This is a genomic window from Prevotella sp. MGM1 (genome assembly GCF_002933775.1).
Taxonomy (GTDB): Bacteria; Bacteroidota; Bacteroidia; order Bacteroidales; family Bacteroidaceae; genus Prevotella.
This window is the reverse complement of sequence record NZ_BEWV01000200.1, coordinates 1-24,295: the sequence shown is the minus strand read 5'-3', so window position 1 is coordinate 24,295 and position 24,295 is coordinate 1. Positions and strand designations below refer to the sequence as shown.

General features: G+C 45.1%; 21 protein-coding genes. 17 read left to right on the top strand and 4 right to left on the bottom strand.

Annotated features, from left to right (window positions below):
* Positions 1–237: 237 nt before the first annotated feature.
* From MoGM_RS13335 to MoGM_RS07920, 13 genes are all read left to right on the top strand, one after another.
* Positions 238–534 (top strand): SUKH-3 domain-containing protein, encoded by a 297-nt coding sequence (locus MoGM_RS13335; protein ID WP_233210212.1) that lies wholly within the window; start codon positions 238–240, stop codon positions 532–534.
* A gap of 51 nt (positions 535–585) precedes the next feature.
* The gene (locus MoGM_RS07975) at positions 586–963 is read left to right on the top strand and encodes a hypothetical protein (protein ID WP_068962008.1); all 378 of its coding nucleotides are present in this window, start codon (positions 586–588) and stop codon (positions 961–963) included.
* Between the two features lie 70 nt (positions 964–1,033).
* Positions 1,034–1,501 carry a hypothetical protein gene (locus tag MoGM_RS07970; RefSeq protein WP_068960246.1) on the top strand — a complete coding sequence of 156 codons (468 nt, stop codon included), beginning with the start codon at positions 1,034–1,036 and terminating at the stop codon, positions 1,499–1,501.
* 26 nt (positions 1,502–1,527) lie between these two features.
* The gene (locus tag MoGM_RS07965) at positions 1,528–2,247 is read left to right on the top strand and encodes a hypothetical protein (protein WP_104369553.1); all 720 of its coding nucleotides are present in this window, start codon (positions 1,528–1,530) and stop codon (positions 2,245–2,247) included.
* Between the two features lie 18 nt (positions 2,248–2,265).
* The gene (locus MoGM_RS07960; protein ID WP_104369552.1) at positions 2,266–2,775 is read left to right on the top strand and encodes a DUF4375 domain-containing protein; all 510 of its coding nucleotides are present in this window, start codon (positions 2,266–2,268) and stop codon (positions 2,773–2,775) included.
* Positions 2,776–2,805: 30 nt separating this feature from the next.
* The gene (locus MoGM_RS07955) at positions 2,806–3,180 is read left to right on the top strand and encodes a hypothetical protein (RefSeq protein WP_065538018.1); all 375 of its coding nucleotides are present in this window, start codon (positions 2,806–2,808) and stop codon (positions 3,178–3,180) included.
* Positions 3,181–3,256: 76 nt separating this feature from the next.
* Entirely contained in the window at positions 3,257–4,123 is an 867-nt protein-coding gene (locus MoGM_RS07950) for a helix-turn-helix transcriptional regulator (RefSeq protein ID WP_104369551.1), read from the top strand.
* 92 nt (positions 4,124–4,215) lie between these two features.
* Positions 4,216–6,534: an ATP-binding protein gene (locus MoGM_RS07945; protein WP_065538016.1), complete on the top strand. Its 2,319-nt coding sequence runs from the start codon at positions 4,216–4,218 to the stop codon at positions 6,532–6,534.
* Positions 6,527–7,849, top strand: coding sequence for a sigma-54 dependent transcriptional regulator (locus tag MoGM_RS07940; protein WP_104369550.1), 1,323 nt, complete (start codon positions 6,527–6,529; stop codon positions 7,847–7,849). Before MoGM_RS07945 ends, MoGM_RS07940 begins: the two co-directional genes overlap by 8 nt.
* Positions 7,850–8,491: 642 nt before the next feature.
* Positions 8,492–10,222, top strand: a complete 1,731-nt coding sequence (locus MoGM_RS07935; protein ID WP_199181777.1) for a class I SAM-dependent DNA methyltransferase — start codon at positions 8,492–8,494, stop codon at positions 10,220–10,222.
* Positions 10,209–11,285 carry a restriction endonuclease subunit S gene (locus tag MoGM_RS07930; RefSeq protein ID WP_104369548.1) on the top strand — a complete coding sequence of 359 codons (1,077 nt, stop codon included), beginning with the start codon at positions 10,209–10,211 and terminating at the stop codon, positions 11,283–11,285. The genes MoGM_RS07935 and MoGM_RS07930 overlap by 14 nt, the downstream gene beginning before the upstream one ends.
* Before the next feature lie 112 nt (positions 11,286–11,397).
* Complete coding sequence (locus tag MoGM_RS07925) at positions 11,398–13,086, top strand: DUF4365 domain-containing protein (protein WP_104369547.1); 1,689 nt, start codon at positions 11,398–11,400, stop codon at positions 13,084–13,086.
* A 117-nt stretch (positions 13,087–13,203) separates the two neighbouring features.
* Positions 13,204–14,685 (top strand): ATP-binding protein, encoded by a 1,482-nt coding sequence (locus MoGM_RS07920; protein WP_104369546.1) that lies wholly within the window; start codon positions 13,204–13,206, stop codon positions 14,683–14,685.
* Between the two features lie 796 nt (positions 14,686–15,481).
* Here MoGM_RS07920 and MoGM_RS07915 read toward each other — a convergent pair.
* Complete coding sequence (locus MoGM_RS07915; RefSeq protein WP_104369545.1) at positions 15,482–16,729, bottom strand: site-specific integrase; 1,248 nt, start codon at positions 16,727–16,729, stop codon at positions 15,482–15,484.
* A gap of 399 nt (positions 16,730–17,128) precedes the next feature.
* Here MoGM_RS07915 and MoGM_RS07910 point away from each other — a divergent pair, with 399 nt between their 5' ends.
* The 4 genes from MoGM_RS07910 (at position 17,129) to MoGM_RS07895 (ending at position 20,342) form a co-directional block, all read left to right on the top strand.
* Positions 17,129–17,542, top strand: coding sequence for a dihydrofolate reductase family protein (locus tag MoGM_RS07910; protein WP_065538014.1), 414 nt, complete (start codon positions 17,129–17,131; stop codon positions 17,540–17,542).
* 210 nt (positions 17,543–17,752) lie between these two features.
* A complete protein-coding gene (locus tag MoGM_RS07905; protein ID WP_104369544.1) occupies positions 17,753–18,370 on the top strand; it encodes an RteC domain-containing protein in 618 nt (205 codons plus the stop codon).
* Between the two features lie 131 nt (positions 18,371–18,501).
* Positions 18,502–19,950 (top strand): Fic family protein, encoded by a 1,449-nt coding sequence (locus MoGM_RS07900; protein ID WP_104369543.1) that lies wholly within the window; start codon positions 18,502–18,504, stop codon positions 19,948–19,950.
* 2 nt (positions 19,951–19,952) lie between these two features.
* Positions 19,953–20,342, top strand: coding sequence for a hypothetical protein (locus MoGM_RS07895; RefSeq protein WP_104369542.1), 390 nt, complete (start codon positions 19,953–19,955; stop codon positions 20,340–20,342).
* A 59-nt stretch (positions 20,343–20,401) separates the two neighbouring features.
* Here MoGM_RS07895 and mobC read toward each other — a convergent pair whose 3' ends face one another.
* The 3 genes from mobC to mobA are packed head-to-tail and all read right to left on the bottom strand — an operon-like array spanning position 20,402 to position 24,102.
* Positions 20,402–22,411 (bottom strand): conjugal transfer protein MobC, encoded by a 2,010-nt coding sequence (gene mobC, locus MoGM_RS07890; RefSeq protein WP_104369541.1) that lies wholly within the window; start codon positions 22,409–22,411, stop codon positions 20,402–20,404.
* Between the two features lie 30 nt (positions 22,412–22,441).
* A complete protein-coding gene (gene mobB, locus MoGM_RS07885) occupies positions 22,442–23,695 on the bottom strand; it encodes a conjugal transfer protein MobB (protein WP_104369540.1) in 1,254 nt (417 codons plus the stop codon).
* On the bottom strand, positions 23,674–24,102 hold the full coding sequence (gene mobA / locus MoGM_RS07880) for a conjugal transfer protein MobA (protein ID WP_104369539.1): 429 nt from the start codon (positions 24,100–24,102) through the stop codon (positions 23,674–23,676). Before mobA ends, mobB begins: the two co-directional genes overlap by 22 nt.
* Positions 24,103–24,295 lie beyond the last annotated feature (193 nt).

The window sequence follows — 24,295 nt, the reverse complement described above, 5'->3', positions numbered from 1 at the left end:
TTATCGGCTGAAAAACAGCCGATAAAATTGTCGTGGCGGAAAATAGAATGATTACAGATACAATTAGAAATGATTATACCTACTGCAATAAAGGAAATACTTGTTCATAACCATTGGGACGAATTTAATTTTCAAATGATGCAGGATTCTTACATAGACAAGTTAAGACAATCCTACTCTAAGTTTGATTATCCCTTGAATGAAAGTATTATAAGCAAGATTGCTCTATTCTATAACATGAAATTAGAACTGAACCAATCTGATATTCTTTATTTTGATGTCAAGAAAATAAAGAAATACCGCCCGGAAGCTATGCAAAAAGTGGCTTTGAAGTTAGGGGTCAATAAGGTTATCTATTTAGCAGACATTCATCCCGGCTATTTGATTGTGTGGTTAGATGAACAAGAACAAGTGTGGGCTGATTACGACAATCTTGTTTATTATTATGGCAGTGATATATTCAGTGGTATTCAAAATATTGTATCGGGCAATATTCTTGAAACTATAAAATCAGTATCTAACGACGAAAGATAGCATCTGACGATGCTCCTTTCTAACCATTATCATCAATTTGAAATTGACATTATGAACTGGTATATTTATTGGTATTTTACAATTAGGTATTTCTTCTGGGGATTACTTGGATATGGTAGAGCTGGAAATAACATTGGCTTTTTGTTTTTCCATCTCCCATTTATTGCATTGATAATGGCACTGATAGCACCAATCCATTTTGTTCATGAAGCCAAATACGTTGCTTTCCTATCTGTTTCCATCTTATTTATGCTTATAAATGAAATCGTATTTTGGGATGATACAAAAAGATACCGAAGATGGGACAACCATTACAGGAACAATAACACCAACAGGAAGAATTGTTTTTTTGTTGCTATCTCTATAATAGGCATAGTAAGTTGGCTTTTTCTCCCGCTTCTACTTAAAGACTATTATACCAATAGGTAAATTGAGTTTATAACAAAGCGTGATAACGCCTACCAGCATTCCACGCTATCCCATTACTAACAATAGTGAGATGAATAAAACAGTTCAATCCATAGTATTATTGACAGCTTTCAGTGCTTTGCTGATAGCCATTACATTATTTTGTGGTGGCTTAGGCTTTGGTCGTCTGTTCGGTATATATGGCATTATGGAATATTGTCTTTTGGGTATGCTTGTAATCATAGATATACTGGTAATCTACAAGGTCTATAAACTATATGCAATGCAACCTAAAACCATAATGTTATTGTTGGGCTTGGAATGTTGCTCTATCTTTTTGTGGCTTGCCTTTATCAGTATAGACCAAAGTCTATTGGATTGGCAAATTACAAACTTCATATTGCAAGCTGTCAGTTTAGACGGCTTCATAGGAGATGAACGGGGATTGAATATGCTTGCAGTCTTGTGCGGCATTGTTTATCCCCTTATTGGGATTGGGTGTTTATTCACCGGATTGGGATTTGTAAATAAGTTAGTAACAACGAAAGATAGCATCTGACGATGCTACCTGCTAACCATTAAACAATGAATAACAATCATTTTAGAAATATAATATTGCTGACCATGATGTCGGCATTATCGTTGGCATTTGCGGGATGTGCCACAATCCGCAAAACCGGTGCTGCTCAGGATTCACGGATTTGTCTGAGTGAAGTGAACAATTCAGGCTGTGACAGGGCTTATCGAATCATTCACGGAAAATTGCGTCCGTTGGAACGTCCGCAGGTCAGATTTGCTATAGAGAAAGCTTTGATTGAGGAGGATTCCTGCTGGGTTCTGCTCCGCGTCACAGTACCGGATCAATCCATAAGGAAGCATGAGCGGTATAATGCCTGTGTCATGCTTTCAACCGTGGATGGGATATTGAATTTCCCGGAACTAAATCTTGACAACGACAGCGGTCTTCCCGAAGCAGACGAGCGTAGCGACAGTGAGGAAACACAAGAGGACACGATTGTGGAGTCTCTTGAAATTGACGCCCGGAAAGGAAGCCCCGGATATGCCTATATGAGTTTCCGTTTCTGCTATCATCCGAGTATGGAAGGCAACGGAGCAATAATATCCATATTACCAAGTCTTGAAACAAAGCGTTACTTCTTCCAGCATTCTCCAGTGGAACTTCCCGTGTTATGGTCGTACAATCCGGCAATGTGGAAGCGGGCGCAACAGTTGCCGCAGTTCATACTGCTTGATAAAAGGCCAGAATATGTCTTACACGGTAATGAAAAAAATATGTTCAAGTAATAATAAAAACCGAAATCAATGATGCAATGGATAAAGAAACTGTTCGGGATAAGATGCTCCGAACAGATAACGGAAGAGTTGATAGAGCGTCTTCCTGCCGATAAACTCTGCCGGAAATACATTGACGGAGAGCTGGCAAGCGATATGGAGAGCGAAGTGTTCGACAGCATAATGTGCGCGGTGGAACTGCACGCGGAAGTCATCAACGGCGGTTTCAACCAATACTACTACAATTCCGGTGGCGAACGTGCGCAAAAAGCCGAGGACACCTTTGTCAAGCTCGGAGCAGACCGGATCGCTGATGTCGTGAAACGAGCCAACGACCAATATGCCGCCAACCGTGATGAACTGCAATCGGTATGGGACGGAACGAAGGAAGGATTCGCCCACGGCTATAAAGAGAAGCTCTTTGATACCTTCGATGATGAGTACTATGCCTTGATGAAGAATGACCGGCAACTCTACACGATGATAGGCACATACATCAAACAGCATCCGCAGGAGTTTCTTACAGGAATGACCAAGTGATATTCAACATGATATAGTTACCCGAAGGATATGATAGATTATCTGTATTATCGGTTTTATAGACTATGGCTTCATTCCTCTCTGGCGGAAGGAGCCGTGTTTATGGGGATGCTTATGTTCTCGGTCATACTGAGTACCAACGTATTGACCGTATGGGGGATGCTGACCCGATACGGCATTGTCGCATATCCCTCCGATATTCAGTATTATATTATCGAGGGCGGCATTATTGCCTTGTTGAGCTGGCGGTTCTTTTTCAGGAAACGTTACGACAGGATTATAGCCAGATATGACGATGAAAGCCCGGTGCAACGCAAATCCGGTGCATGGGTTCTTGCGCTGTATGTAGTGTCTACCATTGCCGTTTTCTTCTTGGAAGCGTTGCAACGGCAAGGAAAAATATGACCGTGTTGGGATTTTCGGCAAGATTTGGAACTGCTTGTTACTTTATAAACCCGATATTTGCCGCAAAAACAACATAATGAGATTGACAGCCCTGCTACGGCACACAGCCGATATATATCCCATACACTCCGTAAGCCTGCACAGCATAGCAGACAAGGCGGAAGAGCTTGTAAAGAAACGTTACTCCGTAAGCCGTATGGTACGCGAAATGGAGAGTTTCGCCCATGATACAGAGGTGCTGCGCCTGATTGTCAGCACATTCAAATCCGTTCCTGTCCAGCCTACATTGAAAATGCGTGACTATAAGCCTTACATGGCTCTTGTGGCATGCTCGCCTGAAGACTTTGCATTCTGCTACCTGTGCAATGACCTCGTAGCCGTCTATGAAACGGAGTACCGGACACCGGAACTGATGTTCTTCTGCGACCTGCTCCGCTGCATGAGGGGACGCTCCTATCTTAACTGCGTGACCAACCGGGTGTGCGACTACTTTTTCAGGGCGCGCCGTGACACCCTCCGCCATATCTCCAGCCCTCTGAAGGAATCTGAAATGCAATATGCGGAAAGCCGTCTGAAAGAACTGGAAAAAGCGGTCTTCCGCCTGAAAGTGAAGATGTATAAGTGGCACACCTTTACAGCAGAGGAGCTGGCAGGGATGTGTGGCATGAGCTATTCCCATTTCCGAAGCCGTTTTGAAGAATATTACGGCTGTTCCGCGACCGACTGGCTCCGGCAGGAGCGCATAAGCCGTATAAAAGAAGATCTTTCGTACCGTCCGGAACTTGCCCTGAAGGAAGTGGCTGAACGCAACCGGTTCCTCTCTGCAAGTAATTTTTCCGACTTCTGCAACCAGCAGGTTCTCAAGACACCTGGAGAACTGAAAAAAGAGGGATATGAGGAATGGTGCGAGAGAAGGATGAAATACTGGAACAGTGAATCATGAGCACGTTTCCGGCAAGATTTGGAAGGTGCGGCTATAGCGGCACGCATATTCCTGACAAATGAGAAGTTTCGCAATCATTATATATACGGCTTATGAAATCCTACCGCATACTGGTAGCCGCAGGCTACATTTCCATATTCATCCTGTCACTGCTGGTAGCCTATACCTACCATAACGAACAAAACACATTGGCTCTGTCCGAGGAGGAAAACCGTAAGGCAAGCGAGTTGCGAAAAAACATAAACCGCCTGAACATACGGATTACAGGGCTGTCATTGCTGGGAGAAACCGTATCGGAATGGAAAGAGGGCGATGCAGAACAATACCATCAGCAAAGAATGGTAATTGACAGTACACTGTGTGTCTTCTGCGAGGTGTTCAGTTCGGAACGTGTCGGGATAGACAGCATCCGTGACATATTGGCAAGCAAAGAAGTACAGATGAGGGAGCTGGCGGATATACATTCCCGTCAGAGGACACTCAATAGGCGTATAGCCGATAAAGTGCCGTTCATAGTCCGTCAAAGCGCAAATGAAAGCCCCCGCAAGACTAAACGCAAGGGGTTCTTGGGCATCTTCGGCAAAAAGGAGGAAACAAAACCGTCGGCAACAACCTCGATGCTCTGTTCTCTTAACAACGATGTGATTGCCAAACAAAAAGCCCAGAACCGGATACTTAGCGAACAGACCGACAGCGTTGCCGCACATAATGCAGCCCTAAACAGCCAATTACGTAGGCTTATCCGTCATATCGACAACAATGTTCAGACCGACCTGAAAGAACGAGAAACCGAGATAGCCACCATGCGTAAGAAGTCGTTCAGGCAAATTGGCAGTCTGGCATTATCCATACTTCTGTTATTGCTCGTATTGTTCATAATTATACATAGGGATGCCATCCGAATCAAACGATACCGACTGAAAACATCGGATTTAATCGGACAACTTCAACAGTCTGTTGAACAGAACGAGGCACTGATTGCTTCCCGCAAGAAAGCCGTTCATACCATCACCCATGAATTGCGCACGCCTCTGACGGCAATAACGGGTTATGCCGGACTGATGCAAAAAGATTGCGATGTTGATAAAATCGGGGCGTATATCCAAAACATCCGGCAATCTTCTGAGCGTATGCGTGAAATGCTCAATACGCTGCTAAGTTTCTTCCGCTTGGACAACGGCAAGGAGCAGCCGAATTTCTCTCCTTGCCAAATTTCGGCAATCACGCACATCCTTGAAACGGAGTTTATGCCAACCGCTATGAACAAGGGGCTGGCTCTTACCATAATTAATCAAACTGATACGGTTGTTTTGACTGATAAGGAACGCATCCTGCAAATCGGAAATAATCTGTTGTCCAACGCCATCAAGTTCACGGAGAACGGCAGCGTATCTCTGACAACGGATTACACTAACGGGATGCTGACACTTATCGTCGAAGATACGGGGACGGGCATGACCGAAGAGGAGCAACAACGTATATTCGGTGCGTTTGAACGTCTGTCAAACGCCGCTGCAAAAGACGGCTTCGGGCTGGGATTGTCCATCGTGCAGCGTATCGTGACAATGCTCGGCGGCACAATCCGGCTGGAGAGCGAAAAAGGCAAAGGCAGCTGTTTAACTGTGGAAATCCCCATGCAGACAGCCGAGGAAATTCCGGAACGGATAAATCAAGCACAGGTTCATCATAACCATACATTCCACGATGTGGTTGCCATCGACAATGACGAAGTGCTGCTCCTGATGCTGAAAGAAATGTATGCACAGGAAGGGATACACTGCGATACCTGTACCGATGCTGCGGAACTGATGGAACTGATACGAAAAAAGGAATACAGCCTTCTTCTGACGGATCTGAATATGCCGGATATAAACGGTTTCGAGTTGCTGGAACTGTTGCGCACTTCCAACGTTGGCAATTCAAGGGATATCCCGGTAGTCGTGACAACCGCTTCGGGCAGTTGCGGCAAAGAGGAACTTATAGAACATGGATTCACAGAATGCCTGTTCAAGCCGTTCTCTATATCTGAACTGATGGAGATTTCAAATAAATGTGCCATGAATGCGGCACAAAATGAAAAGCCGGATTTCACATCCCTGCTATCCTACGGCAATGAATCCGTCATGCTGGAGAAACTGATTACGGAAACCGAGAAGGAAATGCAGGCGGTTCGGGAGGCGAAACAACGGAAAGACCTTCAGGAGCTGGACGCCCTTACACACCACCTGCGCAGCTCGTGGGAGATACTCCGTGCCGACCAGCCGTTAAGGGAACTATACAAAAAATTGCTTCATAGCGATGGCACGCCTGACGAAAAAACAATTGGTAATGCTATAAAAGCTGTGCTGGATAAGGGTTCGGAGATAATCCGGCTGGCAAAAGAAGAAAGGAAGAAATATAACAATGGATAAGACAAAAATCATAGTGGTGGAGGACAACATCGTGTATTGCGAGTTTGTCTGCAACCTGCTGGCACGTGAGGGATTCCGTACCGTGCAGGCGTTCCACCTCTCGACCGCGAAGAAATATCTGCAACAAGCCGCAGACGGGGACATCGTGGTTTCAGACCTGCGTCTGCCCGACGGCAACGGTATCGACCTGTTGCGCTGGATGCGCAAGGAAGGCATGATGCAGCCGTTCATTATCATGACCGACTATGCCGAAGTGCATACGGCGGTCGAAAGTATGAAACTCGGTTCGCTGGACTACATACCCAAACAACTCGTGGAGGACAAACTTGTACCTCTGCTCCGTACCATACTGAAAGAGCGGAATATCGGGCGAAACCGTATGCCCGTCTTTGCCCGTGACGGTTCCGCCTTTCAGAAAATCATGCACCGGATAAGGCTGGTAGCCCCCACCGACATGAGCGTGCTGATATTCGGGGAGAACGGTACGGGCAAAGAGCATATCGCCCATCTGCTGCACGACAAGAGCAAGCGGGCAGGAAAACCGTTTGTGGCTGTGGACTGCGGTTCACTCACCAAAGAGCTTGCACCGTCGGCATTCTTCGGACACGTCAGAGGGGCGTTCACCGGTGCGGACAGTGCCAAGAAAGGATATTTCCATGAAGCCGAAGGCGGCACGCTGTTTTTGGACGAAGTGGGCAACCTTGCACCGGAAACCCAACAGATGCTTCTGCGTGCCATACAGGAGCGGCGATACCGCCCCGTTGGTGACAGGACGGATAGAAGTTTCAATGTCCGTATTATCGCTGCCACCAACGAGAATCTGGAAAAGGCGGTCAATGAAAAGCGTTTCCGGCAGGACTTGCTGTACCGTCTGCACGACTTCGAGATAACCGTTCCGCCGCTGCGTGATTGTCAGGAAGACATCATGCCGCTGGCAGAGTTTTTCCGCGAGATTGCCAATAATGAATTGGAGTGCAAGGTTAGCGGATTCAGCTCCGAAGCACGGAAAGCGTTGCTGACCCATTCATGGCCGGGCAACGTGCGCGAGCTTCGTCAGAAAATCATGGGCGCGGTGTTGCAGGCACAGACGGGACTTGTCACGAAAGAGCATCTGGAACTTGGAATAACCGAAACAACCTCTGTTACCGGCTTCTCCCTGCGCAACAAAGAGGAAGATAAAGAGCGGATTATACGCGCTTTGAAGCAAGCTGACGGGAACCGCAAGGTCGCCGCCGAACTGCTTGGAATAGGCAGGACAACACTCTATAATAAACTGGAAGAATATGGATTGAAATATAAATTTGAGCAATCATAGCCCGCAATTCGCTGAAAATGGCTATCTTTGCATGACATATCAGAAGGTAACGGCGATTGGCAGATCCTTTTGCCGCCTATATATAACATAAGACCGCAAGGCGTTTCGAGCGAAAATCTGAAAAATTTTCATATACATCCACAACCATACTGATTACCAGTAATATCTACAGATTGTAGTGTACTAATAGTGTACTTTTACGGAAGATGGCGGCAAGCATGAGCAAATGGATTTGAAATAATTGTCATCCGTTAGAGATTTTTAACTGCGTTGATTTGCGACTTTTCTCCGGATGTGCATCCCATTCAACAGCATTAGAAATTCTCTCAAACAAGTATCCTTGATGTGTCTTGTGAACCGCATTATGAGATACACGTTATATGGGAAAGATGTCGAAAACAATAGTTCGATTGAATCAACTCGCAGATTTTTAGGATTGCATACCGTTAATCTCACGAAAAATAGCTAACTTTGCAATCTAAGCATCGTACGCGAAATGACCAAAAATATCACAACGACATAACGGCGAAAGCCGTAAACAAAAACATTGGAAGCTCCAACGTAGTCGCTTAAAGGCTTTGGTCGGCCTCGCATAGCTACGCTGGAGTTTCGCTTTCCAGTATGTCTATGGATCGAATAGATATGATACATACAGTTGGGCGCCAGTTCTTGGTCTCAAATATCGAGAACAACGAGTTCAGCTATCAACAAGTGATAGACCGCTCTTTGAGCGGCCATTATAAACTTGATATTCGTTTCTTTGATGAACATTCTGAGACTGCGGTTTTAATCGAAACCAAACGTAGGTTTACAAATGCAGATAAAGAGCAGTTATTTGCATACGTAGCCTTAGAACAAGAATTAAATTCAGAAACTAATATTATAGCCATACTTGCCAATACGGATAATGATCAAATTAAAGTATGGAAATTCTCTAATAATGAAGCATCTGGTTTGGAATTAGCCGATTCAAAATTAAAAAGTTTTGAAGAATACAAAATGCTTTTTATTCCTCAAAATATTAATGATAGAAATGCGGTTTTAGAGAATACATCCAAACTAAATAAAATACTTCATGACAATGGTATTCCTGAAAAGTTAAGAAGCCAATTTGTAGGGACTTGCCTTCTCGCATTAAAAGAACGCTTGAAATTTAAAGGCCTTTCAACATCTCAAATCAATGCGGGAATCAAGGAAATATTAGCATCAATGCTCCATGACAGCCTTGATAGAGCAAAGAAGTTATTGGTGCTTCAAAATAATATACTTGAGAGCCAAAGCGTATCAACCTTGCGCTCTGATGAATATCAAAAAATTCTTCTTTTTATCAAAAAGAATATTTTACCGTATATAAATGAGTACACCACTGAGGGTCATGACATACTTAGCTACTTCTTCACCACATTCAATAAATATGTAGCAAGAGAAGATAAGAATCAAGCATTTACTCCTAATCATATCGCCCATTTCATGTGCAAAGCTGCGGGTATTCATCGTAATATTCGCATACTCGATCCCACTTGTGGCTCAGGCACCTTCTTAGTCCAAGCGATGTCTCAAATTCTAAAAGAATGTGAGACTGCAAGCGAGAAGAAGCATGTAAAGGAGCACCAAATATATGGCATCGAATTTGACGAAAATGTATACGGATTAGCAACCACCAATATGTTAATTCATGGTGACGGCAATTCTAACATTCAGGCAGGATCTTGTTTCGATAAGAAGCAATGGATTGAATCTTCTGACATAAATTTAGTCTTAATGAATCCTCCATATAATGCTTCCAAAAATCAAGTACCCACCCCTTATGCTCGTCTATTCGGTTCTAAATCTACTGACCCGACAAAAGGCTTAGGCTTTGTGCAATATATAGCTGACGCTGTAAATCATGGGAAACTGTTGACATTACTCCCAATGGCTTGTGCACTTACATCCAGTTCTATCATTACTGATTTCAAAGAGAAAATGCTTCAGAAGCACACCTTAGATGCCGTTTTTTCTTTACCTCCTGATATGTTCTATCCTGGGGCAAGTGCTGTGGCTATATGTATGGTGTTTAATTTGGGACAGCCGCATCCCTCTAATTTTGAAACGTTCTTCGGATATTATCGTGTAGATGGGTTTGAAAAAAGAAAAGGTGTTGGCCGTGTCGATATAAATGAGGTTTGGGACAGCATTGAGTCTGAGTGGTTATCATTATATCGACACCGTTTGGAAATGCCGGGTAAAAGTGTGAACCGTGTGATTACATCAAAAGATGAATGGTGTGCTGAAGCGTATATGGAAACAGACTACTCTGTTTTATCAGATAATAATTTCATCTCTGTTATGAAATCGTATGCTGCATATCTAACTAAAAATGAACCCCTTTAGTAATACAAGACTCTTTTCGGTAAAGGAATTGTTCCCTTTACTTATAAATGGCAAAGGTAATAACAACATATTATCTGATGGAGATTCTACACCATATCTTGGAGCCAAAAAGGATGAAAACGGAGTGATGCGCTATTGTGCTAAAGACAGTTCTCTCACCATGAAAGGTAATTGTATCTGTTTCATCTGCAATGGAGCTGGGTCCGTTGGTTACACGTTATATATGGATAGGCCTTTTATAGCCACATCTGATATAGTTGCAGGCTATAATGACAATCTTAATCCATATATCGCCATGTACCTTATATCTCTTTTTGACTTAGAACGTCCGCGCTTTTCGTATGGTAGAAAATGGAAAAAAACACTCAAAGACACCACAATTCCACTTCCTCAAACTGATAGCGGGAATGTCGATTGGGTAGCAATAGATTCTTATATTAAGAATTCCATAATGCCTATTCTTCCTTCTCGTGCAAAGACAATATGGGGCTTGGGAGTAGACAAGACCCCCATAACTCAAAATTCTCTTAAACTTTCTGATCGAGATTGGAAATGGTTCAGATACGATGAAGTATTCAAAATATGCAAAGGTTTCTATAATAAAAAACCTGATCATAACCCAAATGGAGATATCCCTTTTATCGGTGCAACCGATGCAAATAATGGTGTAACATCTCTGACCGATATAGAAACAATTATGATTTCCACTAAAACAGGAGATCTACCCAATTCACCTTTAGAGGAAAAAATATTTAAGCCTAATTGCATTACTGTTTCTAACAATGGCTCCGTTGGCTACGCGTTTTATCAGTCAAAAGCATTCACATGTTCACATGATGTCAATCCGCTATATCTACTGGATAGAGATATGAACAAGTATATAGGAATGTTCCTTTGTAGCATCATTGAACTTGATAGGTATCGTTGGAATTATGGTAGAAAATGGAGACCCATCCGTATGCCTTCTTCCATGATTAAACTCCCTGTAAATTCTTCAGGAAAACCTGATTGGCAATTTATGGAGGAGTATATTAAACGTCTTCCTTTCAGTAATCAAATTTGAAACATTCATCCATAAGCTCGACAATTCAATCTAAGTGATTGATTTGTGGTAAGTAGATTAAACGAGTTTGAGGATTCCACGTATGGTATAATGATTAAACTACTGTAGCACTATGTCTTTCAAAGCAAAAGTATCAATAGATGCGAACGGCATTAAAGAAGAAAGATCCGTATTATTCATACGTACTCTTTTGCTTGGCCGAACGTCTAATAATATTGATTTGGGAACTACCCAATCCAATATTGATGGCTACATAGAATTACTAGACTCATCGAATAGAGTTAGTGGAAAAATTACGGTTCAGGTTAAAACAGTGACAAAAAGAGATGAGGGACTTAACAAATTCCCTTGCCCGACATCTTTATTTGCATATGCCGAAGCAACAACCGATAATGTTTTCTTATTGGCGGTAGATCATTCTCAGAACAAAGTTTTGTATAAGTATATTTCTCCAAATCTTATAAACGAAAACCGTGATAAAGAAGAGCAAGACACAATTACATTACATTTCACTGAGAAAGAAGAATTACACAAAGATAACATCGACATAGTTCTAAATGAGTGGTTAAGCATTTGTAATAATCGCACGCATTTCTTAGCACATGGAGAAGAGATTCTTAAAGAGAACAAGGAACTTAAGTCCTATCTCTTAAGCATGCCCGAATCAGACACGGATTTAACTCCTACCGACATTCAAGAAATTCAAATGTTTTCAGATGAATACAACCATCTTCTGAACGTTGATTTTAACTGCCTAAAACGTACTCTGTTTTCTAACGTTTGGAAACGAGGCATTGCAATTTATACCTATTCTGATGACTCATTAGAATTCTCCCTCTATAATATTAATCTAGGGCAGCTCGTTTCGCCAATAGTACAATTACCGAAGTGTTCAATTTTTGAGCTATCTCATAATCATGATTATGCGTCATTTTCACAAGCAGAAAATAATATTAAAACCAACCCTCAATTATACGCTCTTTCTATAATAAAGAAACATGTAGAAGACTTTCTAAAAACACGTCGAATCATCCCATTTAACGATACGTTTTTAATAGAATATCTATATGAATTTGTTGATGCGAATTGGAGACACCTACATTTGCACAAGAATTCTGAAATAGATATTCAATATTTGATTGGGTATTTTCAATCAAACTATCCCAATATAGAAAAAATGCCTGTTCATTTAGTATCTGGTAGGAAATCCATATATCTAAATACTATTTATGATGCCGCTAAAAGCCTTGCCGATATTGGTTATACATCAATTTCAAGGCCATATCCACAAAGAGGTTCTTTTGGTAATACAGGGATGGTGTATGATGATTATTCACCCTACACTGCATTGGAAAAATCTCGCATAGTGATTCTAAATACACTTCGCGCATATCAAAATTTCATACAATCTGAATTTCCATTATTAGCCAATGAACTTGACATTTTTTATGGAGGTAATCTTATCTCCTTTTTAGTGGACTACTCTGATCCAGGACATAAGTTTATATTTTACAGTTATTATTTTCGAAGTGTATTGCCTTATAATGAACGAATCATTACTATTGAAGATATAAATAATTCTACGATAATGAAAGAGAACAATATCTCTTCACCCTCCGATTTATTTAAGAAAGATACCGTGTTTTTTAATGATAGAGAATATGCTTGTTTTAGGAGCGGAGGGCTCGATGACATGACGATATTGTTCGGAAAATACAATTGCCTAACTTATTTATATGAGTTGTTAAAAACTCATTTTGATGATTATTTTGAGAAAAAGGGCCTAGGCAAATGTAGATGAGTTTGAATTTAGACATAGAATACCTAAGACAAGCTAAATTTGTACTATTTTGAGATTATTATGGAAATGACTATTGACGATATAAAGGCTCTGATTGCGGCGGACTAGTCGCGAACTTTGGAGCTGAAGAAGTCTACCGGCGAGCTGAAGGACGGTATGCACTCGGCATGTGCGTTTCTCAACACCGATGGCGGTTGGCTGATTTTCGGTGTTGCTCCGACAGGATTGAAGATTCTTGGACAACAGGTTACGGAAACGACTAAACGTGAAATTGCGCAAGCCATTGCCGGATTAGAGCCCGCTGTCGATGTGAAGATTCATTATGTTGATGTGCCTGACCGTCCGGGGAATCAAGCGATTGCCATACACTTCGATGGCTGGGTGTGGGGCGAGCGTCCTCATACATTCCACGGATGCCCGTATTACAAGGTCGAAAGCACTACAAAGGTAATGCCGCATGAGATGTATGATGAACGAATCCGGGCGCATCAGCCTCAGATTTACGCATGGGAAAGCCAGATTGCAAATGATGTTACGCTTGCCGACTTAAACGAAAAGCATATCAGAGGGTGTATCCGTCTTGGTGTAGAGGGCGGTCGAATTCCGGCGAGCGCGATGAGTGCGCCGATTGATGACACGTTGGCTAAATGGAATTTGCTGAAAAACGGCAACCCGACCAATGGTGCCGTTATGCTTTTCTCGGACAAAATCAGCGAGTATTCGCAGTTCAGGCTTCGTATGGCGCGGTTCTTGGGTACCGATAAGAATGAGTTTATCGACAATCAACGAGCCGAAGGCAACTTCTTCGACCTGCTTGACGCAGGTATGGCTTTCTTCTTCAAGCACCTCAATCTCAGCGGAAAGATTACAACCCACAGCCTTCAGCGCGAGGAACGGCTTGAAGTGCCGTATCACGCTTTGCGCGAAGCATTGATCAACAGTCTGTGCCATCGTCAATGGGAGAAGCATAATCTGACAGGAAGTATTGCTATCTACGATGACCGCATCGAGATTGCCAATCCCGGCATATTTCCTCCTCAAATCTCACCCGAATCCATCAAGGAGCCGCACGAGTCCTACCCATACAATCTTAAGATTGCCGAAGCCCTGTATAAGTCAACCTATCTGGAAAGCTGGGGTTCCGGAGCCAAGCGTATAATGGATGCTTGCCGCGAACAAGGCGTAGATGAACCCACATGGCGTTGGGACGGAGGCTTTGTAATCGTTACCTTCAAACGACCCGGCAAAACATTCCCTGAACAAGGCGCGAATACCCAACCAGTTCCAAACCAGCACTCTACCAGTTCTATACCAGTACCCCACCAGTTCTCTACCAGTTCTCTACCAGTTAAGACGTTGATAGAGAAAGCCACTGATGATTTTATGACAGTATGGCAACTTGCCGAACTATGCGAATTAAAGGATATAAGATACTTCAGAAAGAACTATCTTAAACCGGCATTGGAGGAAGGTGCTATTGAGCGACTGTATCCCGAACAGCCAAAACATCCCAAGCAGAAATACCGCTTAACAGAAGCTGCAAAGGAATGGAAGAATAAGAAAATCCCAGAGAAACCAAAGAACTTCCCAAAGAAATAGTTGAAGTCCATCCGACCGAAAACAGACATAATCCGACCATTTTTATCGCATCCGACCGAAATTTCGGTCGGAGGTAAGTCAGACGGGCAATCATATGAATGACAAAGCTGTAAGACATTCAAACGGCAATTCTTCCTGTCATTCATACATAAGGCTTGACATCCATCTGCTCATAAGTTAATTCAGTCATCTGCTCATACGTATGTACATTCATACGTATGTACATTCATACGTTCAGATGTTCATACGTCAGTACGTTCATACATCAATACGTCAGTACGTTCATACGTCAATACTTACTAACAGCATACTTGCAATCAAGACTTCAACGAGTAACTATCTGTAGTAATATGCGTTAGCCAAATTACAATATCGACAGCATTATGTATCGCGTGTTGATATATCAACTATCTTGAGTCCAATCTTATTCTTCCTCATTGCAAGAAGTTGAATTTTGTCAATATTGATGTGCAAATAATTGAAACCGTCGCTATCCCGATTACAATAGCCTTTTCTGTATGTAACCTATTGTAATTTGGTGCTATCAAGCCTTCTGATTCTGTAGGTCGAACGGAATCCGTCGGGATTCTGCAAGGTATGTTTTGAGCTGCATGAAATTGATTTTGCAGCTCAAAACCCTTGCAATATGTTGGTTGGCCTTACTCCAAAGTCGTAATCCCCGTTGCCGATTTCACACTCCGATTTTTCCTTTTTGTTTCTCATTGTGATTTGCAGTGAAGAAAAAAGCCGACAAATGATTGCTGACTTATCGGCTTAGCCTGGGATGGTTACAACCTTACATCGGTGCATAATTGATTTCACCGAGGGAGTTGATTGCGTCCTGTTTCAGACTGTCAACGACATGGAGATATCGCTCTGTCATCTTTATGGAGGTGTGTCCGAGAAGACTCGACACCGTTTTAATATTCGCTCCTTTGGTGAGGACGTTCACCGCGAAGCTGTGTCTCGCGCAATGCCATGTGATTTTCTTCCTGATGCCTGCCTCCTTTACCCATTTACGCAGATAGAGATTGCAGATGTTGTAATGCGGGAGTTTGAATATCCGTTCATCAAAGTTGTCGTTTCCCGGCTCGCCGATTAGACGGATAAGGGTGTCGTTCAACGGAACGATTACCCAGCTCCGGCTGCTGTGGTCTTTTGTCTTTTGCTGCTGGAACCGCAATGTCCTGGTTGAGTAGTCCACATTGCGGTAGGTCAACTGGCTTGTGTCACACCAACGCACGCCGGTGTAAAGACCGAAGATGAATGCTCGGTGAATCTCCGGTTTCTCTCCCTCAAAATGTGTAGCTACCAGTTGTTGTATTTCCTCCGGCAGAAGAATCTCCTTTTGCAACGTCATGTTGTCGTTCTTCAACACGAAACCTCGGCACGGATTTTTCTTGATGAGGTCTTTGTCAACAGCCGCAGTAACCATACGCTTGAACATTCGGAAATAGATTTTCGGACCGTCGCCTGTTCCGTTCTCTTTCAAATACTCAACATAGGCAGCCACCATGTCAACCGTCAGTTGCGTCATCTTGAGATTGTTTTTGTAGAGAGAGTATCTCGGCGTGTCGGCAAGAAAGTTCTTGAACTTTTGCAATCCGTGCCCGAGCGTTATGCGGGTATATTTGGTGAGGGCCGGAGATTTGATGAACTCGTTGCAGAACTCAAGGAAATCCTCGTCCATGTCTTTTCGGAGGCGATAGCCTTCCCTGTCCTCCAAAAAGGATTGCTCACGTTCAAAACGTATCTTTTCTGCAAGGGCAAGAGTATTCCTATTCTGCATACGCTCCTGCTGGTTGCGGGGATGAAGCCAGATATACAGATTTAGGTTCTCTTTCTTGCGGGAATGTTTGATTTGATATTTCGGTTTACCCGCCATCGCTCCCTCGGTGTAAAACACCGGATTCCCGTCCTCGTCAAGCACGGGCGATTCACTTCTGCCGAGATAATACTCAAGGTAGAGGCTGGCACGTCCGTCGCTCAGTTCCGACTGTCGGAGCTTGGGATTCTGCTTCTTGCGATTTTCTAATTTTGCCATACAATTATAATTTTGCGCAAAGATAATCCGAGGTATAATAATCTGAAAATCGCCGTTTATAGACCTTAACATTTACCCTCTGACTACAGTACATAATCGAGGGTACAAAAGGTGTACTTTTTGAGAAAATCGGGTCAAAAGCAGGAAAATCGCCGCAATATTGATAATTGCTATTGCATTGATAACAAGTATAATTAGCTCATTTGACTTATCTCGACTTTTCCATCAAAGAAATCTGGTAAATTGACACTACGGAGACGATTGCGTGATGCTTATGCTATGCCTACGCATAGCGTGCATTCACGTACTCTCCGTAAAAGGCTTTACCAGAGCCGTCGCTTGAAAGTAGTGTGATTTGCACGCTACTTTTTTGCCCTTGCCTAACGAAAGGAAACGATAATGGGTAAAGTACAGATTCTTGCCGTCCTCACGATGGACGGATGTCAAAGCTCCGAGTTGTATTGCAAAGCGTATAAGGAACTGCGCCTTGAAGATTGCGGTATCAACGAGATAAGGGAAAACGCCCTTTATCATATCACACCGGATTATTCCATCTCCATGCTTGACGAATGGCGGAAATCCACAACAGACATCTGCTATCTGGCGGAAGCCACTCCTGAAAAGGCGGACTACATCAACGGGCTGCTGCGTATGCGTGTGGTGGATGAAATCATACTATACACAATTCCTTTCATTGCCGGAACGGGAAAGCGTTTCTTCCAGTCCGTCTTGCCACAGGAACAATGGACGCTGACCTCACAGAAAGCATACCGCAACGGAGTGGTCCGCCATATCTATAAAGCGTGCGTTTGATGTCCGGAAAATGGACTAATGTTCAGTAGATTAACACCTTAAGTTGAATACAACTCCTGTCGGATAAATAAATTTTGAAATTATTACTCTGAAATCCAGCATATTGCAGACTATGTGCCGGATTTTTTGTTTGATGTACATGATTTTTGCCAATCATATTCATGTGCGCATACCGAAAAACAGAGTGTTAAATTTCAAAATTGACAGGACATGAATTATTTTTTATTGGCGGAAACCGAATTCTTCCGCCGTATAAACGAAGCCGGGGACTGCAATATGGAAACGGCATACGCGGCTTTCGCTACCCAAGTAATCGAGCTATGCAGCGGCAACGTGGACACCAACCGCACCATCATCGCGCTGGCTTACATCGAAATCGAGTTGCAGCACCATCCCGTGCGCAATCTCCCCGAAGAAAAGAGGGAGGTTGCATCCTATATCAGCAAGGCACTCTCTTTCGTAAGGAAGATGCAGAAGTTCCTTGCCGCTCCCCAAGTGCCACCACTGCTCCCCATCCACACATCCGCCGAAAATACAACCGAAAACACAACCGGACTACTGCAATGGACGGGCAACACACTTGATTTGGTGGAGCTTATCTACGGTCTTGATGAAATGGGTTGCATCAATAACGGGGAAACCTCGCTGAAAGAGCTGTCCGCCGCTCTATATGAGTTTTTCGGTATCAAAACCAAAGAGTGCTATCGGTATTATTCCGCCATCAAGCTACGCAAGAATACCAGCCGAACCTATTTCCTCGACAAGATGCTGGCAAAATTGAATGAAAAGATCCGTCATGATGAAGAAATGGAACGCATGAGAAGATAGTTCGCATACAAGTCGGAGGACGGCATTGCGTTGTCCTCTGATTTATATATGCCGAATCTGTACTTTCCACGCGCTATTGTCCCGAAAGTCAGCCAAAAACATTATCTTTGCATAATCGTTACAAATTGAATATGAGCATAGACAACCTCGATACAGTAAAACAACTGATAGCCGGAAAAGAATGTGGACGGATAGAGTTCAAGGAAACCACCGGACAATTGGAGCGTGGGATGGAAACGCTTTGCGCCTTCCTTAACGGAGAAGGCGGCACGGTGCTTTTCGGCGTCACCGACAAGGGAAAAATCATCGGACAGGAAGTAAGCGACAAGACCAGAAGGGATATAGCGGAAGCGATCAACCGGTTGGAACCGGTGGCAATGGTACAAATATCCTATGCACCGTTGCCTGACAGTGAGAAGAAAGTAATTGCTTTCCACGTTGAAAACTCAAAGCTCAACCGTCCGTTCTCCTATAAAGGAAGACCATATATGCGGGTAGAAAGCGCGACCACGACGATGCCGCAGACAGCATATAATGACTTGCTGTTGCAACGTGACGGCAACCGATACCGCTGGGAACTTTTAGAGAACAGAAACCTGACCTTGCAGGACTTGGACGCCAATGAGGTATTGAAGACTGTAAGGTTAGGTATAGAATGCGGCCGTCTGCCGGAGGATACGGGCACTGACGTTCCTGTCATATTGGAAAAGTTCGGGTTACAGAAAAACGGGGTGTTGAACAATGCGGCAGCCGTGCTGTTTGGAAAGCACGAGGACATGGAATATCCCCAATGCCTGCTTCGGCTGGCGCGTTTCAAAGGTACTGACAAGACTGTATTCATGGACAGCCAACGCATTCAAGGCAATTTTTTTCAATTGCTCAACGCAGCGATGGCTTTTATATTCAAGCACCTTTCCTTATCCGGCACAACAGACACATTGGAACGGGAGGAGCATTTGACCATCCCATACAAGGCAATAAGAGAAGGTGTAGTGAACTCGCTCACCCACAGGTCGTACAAAGAGGCCGGCGGTTCAGTGGGCATAGCCATTTATGATGACCGCGTGGAAATTGAGAACCCCGGAACTTTTCCGCCCAACTGGGATGCGGAAAAGATGAAGTCCGAGCATGAATCCAAACCACAAAATCCATTATTGGCAAATGCCTTATATAAACGGAAGGTCTTGGAAAGCTGGGGACGCGGTATAGGACTGATGATGTCGGAATGCCGCAAAGCCGGATTGCCCGAACCGGAATACAGGATATGGAGTGACAGTGTAACGCTGATATTCAAATGCGAGGTGACAAACCGACCAAGTACCGACCAAGTACCGACCAAGCACCGACCAAGCACCGACCAAGTATTCGCGTTGGTGAAAATATTGGATGAACGAGAGTTGTCCGTAAAAGAAATAATGGAGGCATTGGAACTGAACCATCGCCCTACGTTCAGGACAAACTACCTGCATCCTGCATTGGATGAAGGCTATGTCATTCCATTATATCCGGAACAACCGAGCCATCCGAAACAGAAATATCGCCTTACGGAGAAAGGCTTGGAATTGTTGAAGCAGCAATAGGCATGGCAAAAAAGAAGAAACATAAGAATACGGATTTGCCTGTAGTCATGGATTACGGCATCGGCTGCATATCCGTTTATGACCCGGTTGATATGATGCCATATAGAGACCTTCCCATTACTGAGCAAACCAGATTCAAGAAACTCGGCAAGGAAATGAAAGCGGAGTTCAAATGGTTGGCAGCCTCTCTAACAATGGAGTATTGGAATGAAAACCGGCAGATACCTTTCGGTGAGGAAATGTCGAAACTCAGAACCAGATTTTTGAGAATGTTCGCCGAAGAATACAGCATACTGCTGAAAGATGACACAGAGCTGAAAAACTACCTGCTGACACTTGTCATTTCCACCATAAACAAACAACTCAAATCGGAAAAAGAAAAGCAGACATAATGAAATAAAAATCCGTAACCGGTCATCGGCTACGGATTTTCCATATATAAACGGATATATTATTTCTGCTGCAACAGATGCTTCAGGTTCTCGTCACCCGCGATACGCTCCAGTTCGTCGGCGACAATCTGCTTCACCTCCTCCTTGATGCGCCTGTAATTCGCCTGCACCGTTTCCTTCATGCAGTCGTTGCCGTCCCCGTCGGTGAAGTCGGTAATGACGGGGATCTTCTTGTAGGCTTTCTCCTCGCGCTTCACCTTCTCGGCGTCCACGACAATCTCGCAGTGAAAAATCTTCTGCTCGATACGCTCGTTGAAGTTGTCGGACACCGAACCGACAAACATACCCTGCGTCAAGCCGGAAATCTTGCTCGGCGGGATAAGCGCGTCCATCTGCGTGTTGATGGAGGTGGAAACGTCCTGCCGGTTGATGGAAATGGACTGCCGTTTCTGCAACACCTTTCCGAAGCGTTCGGATAGTGTTTTGGCGGTTTCGCCTACCACCTGCCCGGAGAAGATATTGCCGACGGTGTTCATCACCACTTTGGCCTCCTTATCGCCATAGTCACGCACCAGCTGGCTGAAATCCTGAAAGCCCAGACAGACGGCAACCTTGTTGCTTCGCGCGGTGGCGATAAGGTTGTCCAGCCCCTTGAAATATATCGTCGGTAGTTCATCTATAATGACCGACGACTTCAGCATACCTTTCTTGTTTATGAGTTTCACGATACGGGAGTTATAAAGACCGAGAGCCGCACCGTAGATATTCTGACGGTCGGGGTTGTTGCCAACGCAGAGGATTTTCGGCTCTTCGGGATTGTTGATGTCCAGCGTGAACTCGCTGTCCGACATCACCCAATAGAGCTGCGGGGAAATCATGCGCGAGAGCGGAATTTTCGCCGATGCTATCTGCCCCATCAACTGCTCCGCAGCCCCTCCGAGCCATGCGTCCATGAATGGCGAGAGGTAGTTTTCCAGTTCGGGATAAGAGGTCAGAATAGGGAAAATATCCTCGTAACGGCGGTTCAGGAACTCGATTGCATGGGGGAACGTGCAATACTTGCCGCCTTTATAGATTTTGAGATACCATATAATACTGGCGAACAAGATAATAGGTGATTCCACAAAGAAGTCGCCCTGCTTTTGCACCCAACTTTTATTCAAGTTGAGCATTATGGTGTACGCGCTCTCGTAAGCGTCCGTAATATCCTCCATGAAATCCGGGTGGATGGGATTGCAACGGTGCGAGCGTCGCGGGTCGTCGAAGTTTATCACATAGAACTTCGGTTTCACCTTGTAGCCCTCCGAGTGGTTCAGCAAGTGATTGTAGGCTATCGTGGACAAGTCGCTGAATTTGAAGTCGTACACATACATCGAGAAGCCCTTTTCAATCTGCTGCTTGATGAAATTATTTACCACCGCGTATGACTTCCCGCTGCCCGGCGTACCCAATACGATGGAAGCCCTGAAGGGATTCACGACATTGATCCAGCCGTCGTTCCAACGTTTCTTGTAGTAGAACCGTGTCGGAAGATTGACCGAATACTCGCTTTCGATAAGCCGTGTTTCCTGCATGAAGCTCTCGTTCTCGTTGTTGAACACGTCGTCCATAAGGTTGTGCTTTAGCAGGCGGCTCATCCAAAGACCGCCCATCAACAGGCAGACATAGCCTGCGCCGACGGTCAGGACATACAGCCCCGTCACCGCTTCCACCGGCAGCGGCAATGCCAATATCCACCAGTTCAGGAAGAACAGCACGAAGCCTGCGGCAAGAGCCGTCCAGATCCGTCCCCAAGTGATTTTCTCCCCCTTCACGCCCTTCGTCCCCAGACATGACAGGGCAAGCAGGAGGACGGCAAACAGTTTCGTGTACAGGATGGAACGGAACAGCCCCGCCGTGCGGTCGAAGTTCATCAGGATTCTGTCCACCACGCCGATATCCACTCCCCAGAGCCGGATGGCTTCATAGCAGAACCAGTACACGTTCATGACCACTAAAATAATACTCACGGCACGCAGAAAATCCATGATTTTCGCCAATGCCCTCAAATCGTCTTCTTGTTGTGACATACATTTATTTTTTGATTGTTGATACCCCGGTTACATTCCCAAGCCCTTGCGCTTCTTCTTCTTTTTCTTCTTGCGCTGCATCGCACGGATGAAGGCTTCCTCCTCGGCGTCCACCGCCGGACCTTCGGAAGTGAGCAGGCCGACACCGCCCGCCATGCTTTCATCGTCGGATGCGCCCTGTCCGCGCATATCCTCCCCGGCTTCCACCGGAACGGAAAGCGGAACCGGCGGCAGTCCGGCGTAAGGCAGCGTGAAGTGTTCCTGCAAGGCATTGGCGGAAAGTTCCTTGCCCATGCGCGAGCCGTTCAGCACGCAGCCCGTGCGGTGGTCGATGAACGTGGCTCCGTAGATGCGCCCTTCCTCCGTGTAGCGCAGCACGGTGTCGATGCCCTTTTCTTTGAGCGTGGCAACGAACTTATCCTTGTCATACGTGCCTTCCAGCACGGAAAGGACGGTGCGTTTCGTCATTCCGGCGAGTTTCCTGTCCTTAATCTCCTGCTTGGAACGGGCAAACTTCCTCTGCACGGCTTCATAACCGACGGATTTCCCGAACAGCGAGGACTTGAAAGGATTGCCGACCTTGTTGCCCTTATCGTCCGTGACGGAATAGACCAGCCCGTGATACTCGCGTCTGCGCACATTGCCATGCGCTTCCTCCACCGTCATATTATATAAGGAAAGGAGTGCGCGGTATTCGCCCATCGTCTGGAAACGGTACTGTCCGTTCAGAACCTTGACAATATTCCCTGCCTGCTTCTTCACGTCGCCCGCAGAGGCGTCCACCTTGCACAGCGGCGTGTCAAGACGGCGGTTCTTGCGTTCCGCGTCGTGTAGACCGTACTTCCGTTCCAGTTCGCGTGTTATCTGCTTGCTTCGGTAAAAATTGTTCCGAGTGTCTATGCTCCTGCCGTTCTCGTCCACCCTGACCGTCACGATATGCAGATGGTGGCGGTCGATGTCCTCATGCTTGAAAACGAGATACGGCTGGTTGCCGAAACCGAGTTTTTCCAGATACTCGCGGGCTATATCCTGCAATTCCGCATCGGTCAGTACATCCTCCGGATGTGGGTTGAGCGAGATATGCACCACCGGCTTCTCCACTTTCATCTGTGGCGGCAGAAAGGTGTGGAAGCCCTCCATTGCCTTGTTGATGTCCACCGTTCCCGAACCGTCATTATAGATACGGTTGGTAGTGAGCAGCCGCCCTTGCGCCTCGTTGATCTTTTCCCCGTTGTAGGCAAGCGCGCCGTACAACGACTTTCCTACACTGATTTTTGCGACCATTTCGCCTCCATTTCTCTCGACAATTCCACAATCTGACGGCTCAGTTTCACGAGTTCGACGGTCTGCTGCTCCAGCTTGTAGAGCAACGCCATCGCCTTTTTCTCGGAAAAATGCAGCCTGAGTCCCTTCACGACTTGGTTGTAGTTCGTGCCTACCGCGCGGAACTGCGCATGGAAATCGGACAGTCTGGTGTAATAATCCACCAGCGTCCTGTCCACTTTCACCACCCTGAACGGCTGTCCGAAGAAGTGCGCCTTCAGGAAAACTGATTTGGCGTAAACGCCGGACTTCTCGAACATGGAGAGGAAACGGTAGTGTTCCTCCTCGTTGAAACGGACGGTGTAACGGAACACCGCCGGATCAGGTTTGGGATTTCTCCCGCCTTTGTTTCTTCTTTTTTCACTCATATTACTTTGGATTTAGCGGATTGGCGGCATAAGCCGCCGCTATGGGTCACAGACACCGCAGGTTTGAGAGGCTTCCCGACTTCGGAGGGTAAGCCCGCCCCCTGCAAGGGCAAGGCGTTTTCACGGCTGCTCAAAATGTTTTGAGCGGCTGAAAACATACCTTGCTATGTTCAGGTGAACATAAAAATCCGTC

Coding starts and splice junctions, on each gene's coding strand:
- MoGM_RS13335 (WP_233210212.1), top strand. CDS start 238: ATGAAATTAGAACTGAACCAATCTGATATTCTTTATTTTGATGTCAAG.
- MoGM_RS07975 (WP_068962008.1), top strand. CDS start 586: ATGAACTGGTATATTTATTGGTATTTTACAATTAGGTATTTCTTCTGG.
- MoGM_RS07970 (WP_068960246.1), top strand. CDS start 1,034: ATGAATAAAACAGTTCAATCCATAGTATTATTGACAGCTTTCAGTGCT.
- MoGM_RS07965 (WP_104369553.1), top strand. CDS start 1,528: ATGAATAACAATCATTTTAGAAATATAATATTGCTGACCATGATGTCG.
- MoGM_RS07960 (WP_104369552.1), top strand. CDS start 2,266: ATGATGCAATGGATAAAGAAACTGTTCGGGATAAGATGCTCCGAACAG.
- MoGM_RS07955 (WP_065538018.1), top strand. CDS start 2,806: ATGATAGATTATCTGTATTATCGGTTTTATAGACTATGGCTTCATTCC.
- MoGM_RS07950 (WP_104369551.1), top strand. CDS start 3,257: ATGAGATTGACAGCCCTGCTACGGCACACAGCCGATATATATCCCATA.
- MoGM_RS07945 (WP_065538016.1), top strand. CDS start 4,216: ATGAAATCCTACCGCATACTGGTAGCCGCAGGCTACATTTCCATATTC.
- MoGM_RS07940 (WP_104369550.1), top strand. CDS start 6,527: ATGGATAAGACAAAAATCATAGTGGTGGAGGACAACATCGTGTATTGC.
- MoGM_RS07935 (WP_199181777.1), top strand. CDS start 8,492: ATGATACATACAGTTGGGCGCCAGTTCTTGGTCTCAAATATCGAGAAC.
- MoGM_RS07930 (WP_104369548.1), top strand. CDS start 10,209: ATGAACCCCTTTAGTAATACAAGACTCTTTTCGGTAAAGGAATTGTTC.
- MoGM_RS07925 (WP_104369547.1), top strand. CDS start 11,398: ATGTCTTTCAAAGCAAAAGTATCAATAGATGCGAACGGCATTAAAGAA.
- MoGM_RS07915 (WP_104369545.1), bottom strand. CDS start 16,729: ATGGCAAAATTAGAAAATCGCAAGAAGCAGAATCCCAAGCTCCGACAG.
- MoGM_RS07910 (WP_065538014.1), top strand. CDS start 17,129: ATGGGTAAAGTACAGATTCTTGCCGTCCTCACGATGGACGGATGTCAA.
- MoGM_RS07905 (WP_104369544.1), top strand. CDS start 17,753: ATGAATTATTTTTTATTGGCGGAAACCGAATTCTTCCGCCGTATAAAC.
- MoGM_RS07900 (WP_104369543.1), top strand. CDS start 18,502: ATGAGCATAGACAACCTCGATACAGTAAAACAACTGATAGCCGGAAAA.
- MoGM_RS07895 (WP_104369542.1), top strand. CDS start 19,953: ATGGCAAAAAAGAAGAAACATAAGAATACGGATTTGCCTGTAGTCATG.
- mobC (WP_104369541.1), bottom strand. CDS start 22,411: ATGTCACAACAAGAAGACGATTTGAGGGCATTGGCGAAAATCATGGAT.
- mobB (WP_104369540.1), bottom strand. CDS start 23,695: ATGGTCGCAAAAATCAGTGTAGGAAAGTCGTTGTACGGCGCGCTTGCC.
- mobA (WP_104369539.1), bottom strand. CDS start 24,102: ATGAGTGAAAAAAGAAGAAACAAAGGCGGGAGAAATCCCAAACCTGAT.